Below are 5,533 nucleotides of genomic sequence, written 5' to 3'. Positions count from 1 at the left end.
TTTGACCTTTGACCTTTGACCTTTGACCCTTAATTCAAGAGATCCTTCGTCGCTCCGCTTCCCTCAGGATGACTGCATGCTTTGGACCTTGTTTTTCGGTTTTCGGTTGTTGGTTTCCTGGCACTTCTCACTTCTCACTTCTCACTTCTTCCTTCTTCCTTCTTTCTTCTTTCTTCTCCTCTAGCCGGAGGGGCTCTTACCTTTTTCAGATGAAAAAGTAAGCAAAAAATCTTCCGCGCATTAAAAATACAAGCTGAATTTTTGCAATGACTAAGTGCGGCCGCGTGATCTTCGAACAAGTTCTCAGCTTCACGGTCTTACTAAGCCATCACTGCAATTCTTCTCGCATTTTTCATGATGCGGATCCCGAGCCACCGGAAAATTTTTAATTATTAATTCTTAATTACTCATTATTAATATGTTTGCCCTACAGGCAAAAAACAAATTACCATTTATTTTTAAAGACCTTTGGATTTTGGACTTTGTTACTTGAAACTTGGAGCTTTGACCCTTTGACCTTTCGACCTTTCAAGACTTTTCCAGACCTTTCGATTTTGGACTTTGGGTTTTGTCATTTGTATTCCTTTTTTTTTGAGATCCTGAAACGAGTTCAGTACCGAGCTTTTGCGAGATCTCCGAAGGTCATGACTGCAAACTTTGGACCGTATGGCATTTGTGAAAATTCGTTCCATTTGTGTTATTTGTGGACTCTTTTTGACCTTGATTGAAGAGATCCTTCGTCGCTCCGCTTCCCTCAGGATGACTGCAAACTTCGGACCTTTCACCTTTAACCCTTCAAGACTCTTCCAGACCATTTGACTTTTCGACTTTTCGACTTTTTCGACCTTTAGGCCTTTCGACTTTAGACTTTGGACTTTGGACTTTGTTACTTGAAACTTGGAGCTTGGATCTTGGATGTTGGAGCCTGGAACTTCCCTTCCTTACTTCTTAAAAAATTTTCGCAGTAAACGCTTACCCAGGCTTAACGATTCATGATCTTCGTCGTAATAACCGTTCCCATATCCATAGCCACCATAATTTTTACCATAACCGTAACCATTGTGCACAGCATCGTTTAGCACAATACCTACCTGAAGAATATTTTCTTTCTCGGCAAGCTGATTAATAAACTTAATCTGATTTTTATTGGAATACCCCTGTCGCAGGACAAATAGGTTGGCATCGGCATGTGTTCCTGTTAGTATACCATCGGTAACCAAAGTAACCGGCGCATTATCCAATATAATGTAATCGAAATCTTTTTTTGCTTCTTCTATAAAGTTTGCAAAAGCATCGGTTCCTAGCAACTCTGCCGGATTTGGCGGAATAGGACCTGAATTTACAAATGACAGATTTTTAATATGAGTAGTTTGAATAATCTCCTTCAGAGAATGATTTCCAATTAGATAAGTCGATAGTCCTGATTTATTATCCACATCAAAAATGGAATGCAAACGAGGTTTACGAAGATCGCAACCTACCAGCAAAACTTTTTTGCTATCCATGGCAATGATACCCGCCAGGTTAAGAGAGCTAAAGGTTTTTCCCTCTCCCGGAATCATGGAGTGAAGAGCCAATACCTTACATTCCTTATTTTGCTTAAACAGATATTGCAGATTGGTACGTAAACCACGAAACGACTCGGCAATTCCCGATCGGGGATGTTTGGCAATGGGTAACTCACTGGAATAATTGTTGTGAGCAATCTCACCCATTATTGGCAGTTTACTCTCCTTCTCGATATCCTCTTTCGATTGAATAGAATCATTAAAATAATCGCCTACCACAATTACCAGAAATGGAATGGCACAACCTAAAATCACTCCAACAATTAGGTTAATAAGTGTTTTAGGTCCTGTTTTCTCGGCTGTTTCTACACGCGCAGGATCCAGTATCTGAGCATCAGACACATTCGATGCGGTTGTAATGGCTGCTTCGGCTCTTTTCTGCAATAGGAAAGTATAGAGTTCATTATTTAAATCAAAACGGCGCTTTATGTTTATCAACTTCTGCTCTGTTTGCGGCAAACCAGCCAGCTCCATCTGAATTTTATTCATTCGCCTGTTTAAAGCATTCAAATTTACTTCAGCATTAGACAGTAAATTTCTTAAATTCTCACTCAAAGACTCGCGTGTATTTTTAATTTCCTGATTAAGCATAATTACAGAAGGATTCTTTGCTCGGGCCACCACCGATAAAGAAGATCTTTTTCCATACAACTCGCCTAGTTTTACTACCTGTGCATTTAGTCCGGCATCAACAATGCCCACGACCGAGGGCACTACCATCAACTTCATTTGCTCCGAGTCGCCCATATAAGTTTGCAGGTTCTTAAAATACTCCAACTGACGTTCTGCAAGAGCTTTTTCAGATTCCAATCCTTCCAGCTTCTCAACTACTAATCCAGCTTCCTGACTCAAATCCACAATTCCATTCTTAGATCTGAAATCAGAGAAATTCTCTCCCGCCCGATTCAGGGAATCCACAATTCCATCGAGCTGCATATCAATAAATCGAACGGTATTCTCGGAGGTACGGTTTTTCTCGCTCAAGCCATACTCCATATAAACACGAATCAGTTCGTTCATGTAGTCTACTTCCCGCTCAGGAATAGTCCCTTCGTAAGTGAGAATAATACCATCGGCTTTCTTGGTTGCCAAACTCACATCTAAATTTTTCAGACTTGCTTTGGTTAACTCATCTAAATTATTAATCTTAAAATAATATTGTTCATCAGTTAACTCAATATTTTCATTTTTACTGATCACAAAATTAAAATACTGATTCTGAAAACGCTCTCCGTATTTTCCTGTACCCGTAAAGTCAATCTTGTGTTCCACCGAATTCTCAGTATAATCCCCATCAACCACCAATTTATAGCTATCATTTGCTTGGGGAGCAATCTCAATGGCCAGTCCGCTAATATTTTTAGCACCTTTAGTTAATTCTACCTTAAATGGAGAATTTTTGTAAAGCCCTACATCTTTTAAAACTCCTTTTTGATACCAGGAAACCTCACGATTTAAATCCTCCAGAGCCTTACGGTTCAAAGTATAAGACTTTAACATCAGAATATGATTCTCAATATTGGCCTTGCTGCCCAAATCGAATCCCTCAAACAACTGATCAATGCCCATAGATTGCGATTCATCATTAATCAGCACCGAAGCACTCAGACTATAAGTCGAAGGTTTCGATTTGCTCACTAAAAATCCAAGTACACATCCTAAAAATCCGCACAGCACAAACCAGTGCCATTTCGATAGAATCCGAAACAGAAACTCTTTTACATTGGTTCCTTCTTCCATCTCGAAATATTCCATCATTTCATTTAAATTGTTGTTATTCATATTCAGCGCATATATTTTTGCCCACAATGAAGCGGGTGTTTTTTTGATTAAAAGTGTAAAGGTTTAAAAGTGTAAAAGTGAAAAGGTGTAAGAGTGTAAGAGTGTAAGAGTGAAAAGGTGTAAGAGTGTAAAAGTGTGATTTAGTATTTCATTGATTTTTTTAGGTTCACAATACTTCCTGAAAGTAAACTGAATTTTTCTCTTAAATCCTTTGCTTTCTCTTTTTTTATATATTCCAGATCTTCGGCAAGATATAACATACTTCTCACCTCTCCTCCTGATCCCTTTGCAATATCAAGAAATCGTTTAAATTCTTTCCCAGATTTTCTTTCAAAGCCTTCTGCAATGTTATTCATTACAGAAACAGCAGCACGCTGAATCTGATCTCTAAAGCTATAATCTTTACATGAACTGAGTTGCTTATAAACCTCGTTGACAAGCCTTCTAGATTCTTGCCAAATCATTAAATCCTCAAATTGTTTGATTGTTCCCATGATTACACTTTTTCACCCTTTCACCTTTTCACACTTTTTCACCTTTTCTCCTCTACAACACATTCAAAATCAATATCAGCGTAGACACAGTTGATAAAAACAGTGAATACATGGGAGAATTTAGTTTTACATTTTTGTATTTATCCGGTTCTACATACACCACATCGTTGGGCTGCAGAAAAAAGGCTTCGGAGGATAGGAATTTTTTATTGCTCAAGTCCAGGCGAAAAGTTTTACTCCCTTTCTCGCTGGTACGCATTACCAATACTTTCTGTATTCTTCCGTAATCGGTAACCCCGCTGGCCATGCTAATGCCATCTAAAACGGTCATGTTATTATTGTAATTGTAGTACATGCCCGGATTTTTCACCTCTCCCAAAACGGTTATTTTAAAACTCAACAATTTTACCTTAACCATGGCATCTTTTATGTATTCGTCGGCTTTTAACTGAATGGCTTCACGAGCTGCATTTAATGTTTTACCAGCCACAGCAACCTTGCCAATCACCGGTAATTTTACATTACCCGAAAAATCGACCTGAAAACCATTTAAATACTGAGAAGATGGTTGTCCGTAGTTTTGTGATGTACCTCCCGTGGTTCCCATTCCCTTGGTAGGATTGAACATGGCATTCACCTCCGGACTCATCGATTGAATGTCTACATATAAGTTGTCGTTGGTTTTAATTACGTATTCTGCAACTTTCCCGGGTAATCCTTCCAACATCTCCTGATCTCCTGTATTGTTCAGGTATACAAGATCTTTACTAGACCTGCAGGAACTTCCCAATATCCCCATTAGGGCCACCAGGCAAAATAAAAATAGTTTGTTCATTGATTCGTGCTATAATTAATTCAGTTTACAAAAATATAAAAAGTATTTCTCGGTAAAACAGAATTGTGTTATTTGTATTGATTTTGTTGTGGCTTGTGGCTAAGTAATGAGTATTGGATCTTTTATTTTTTCACTTTTGACCTTTGATTTTCTTTCTTGTCCTCATTTCCTCTGTCTTTGCGAGGCGGAGGAACGAGGCCGCGGCAATCTGTTTATTTTCTTATGATGATGATAGCTTTCGCGATGTTTTTGATGACTTTACCTGGCAGTGCAGTGCTTGATTTTTGACCTTCGACCTTTAATTTTCTTTCTTGTCCTTTAGCCGGACGGGCTTTTCATTTTTGGCTTGACCCAAAAACGAAACAAAAAGGTCAAGACTGCGCCAATCGGTGACCCATCACGCTTTAAAGGCTAAACAGAATAATATTCGCTCGTTCCTCACTCATGGAATTCTGTTTTTAACGCCTTCTGCAGCTATGGGTACCCCACCTGCTTTGGCAATGTCGGACTGCCCTGTTTCGGCTTTTTAATTTTTAATTCTTCATTATTAATTTTTCTTTGTCCTCATTCCCTCTGTCTTTGCGAGGCGGAGGTACGAGGCCGCGGCAATCTGTTTATTTTCTTATGATGATGATAGCTTTCGCGATGTTTTTGATGACTTTACCTGGCAGTGCAGTGCTTGACCTTCGACCTTTGATTTTCTTTCTTGTCCTTTAGCCGGACGGGCTTTTCATTTTTGGCTTGATACAAAAAACGAAACAAAAAAAATCAAGACTGCGCCAATCGGTGACCCATCACGCTTTAAAGGCTAAACAGAATAATATTCGCTCGTTCCTCACTCATGGAATTCTGTT

General features: G+C 39.0%; 4 protein-coding genes. 1 reads left to right on the top strand and 3 read right to left on the bottom strand.

Features of this window, described 5'->3' with window-relative positions:
- Window positions 1–941: 941 nt before the first annotated feature.
- The 3 genes from ACT3CE_RS18765 to ACT3CE_RS18755 form a co-directional block, all read right to left on the bottom strand.
- A complete protein-coding gene (locus ACT3CE_RS18765) occupies window positions 942–3,350 on the bottom strand; it encodes a GumC family protein (protein WP_444711297.1) in 2,409 nt (802 codons plus the stop codon).
- A 140-nt stretch (window positions 3,351–3,490) separates the two neighbouring features.
- Window positions 3,491–3,844 carry a four helix bundle protein gene (locus ACT3CE_RS18760; RefSeq protein WP_444711296.1) on the bottom strand — a complete coding sequence of 118 codons (354 nt, stop codon included), beginning with the start codon at window positions 3,842–3,844 and terminating at the stop codon, window positions 3,491–3,493.
- Between the two features lie 52 nt (window positions 3,845–3,896).
- Entirely contained in the window at window positions 3,897–4,679 is a 783-nt protein-coding gene (locus ACT3CE_RS18755) for a polysaccharide biosynthesis/export family protein (protein WP_444711295.1), read from the bottom strand.
- A gap of 389 nt (window positions 4,680–5,068) precedes the next feature.
- Here ACT3CE_RS18755 and ACT3CE_RS18750 point away from each other — a divergent pair, with 389 nt between their 5' ends.
- Window positions 5,069–5,209, top strand: a complete 141-nt coding sequence (locus ACT3CE_RS18750) for a hypothetical protein (RefSeq protein WP_444711294.1) — start codon at window positions 5,069–5,071, stop codon at window positions 5,207–5,209.
- Window positions 5,210–5,533: the final 324 nt, after the last annotated feature.

This window comes from Marinifilum sp. RC60d5, assembly GCF_052400665.1.
Taxonomy (GTDB): Bacteria; Bacteroidota; Bacteroidia; order Bacteroidales; family Marinifilaceae; genus JBQTGK01.
The sequence above is the reverse complement of the archived record's forward strand: the minus strand, read 5'-3'. Positions and strand labels throughout refer to the sequence as shown.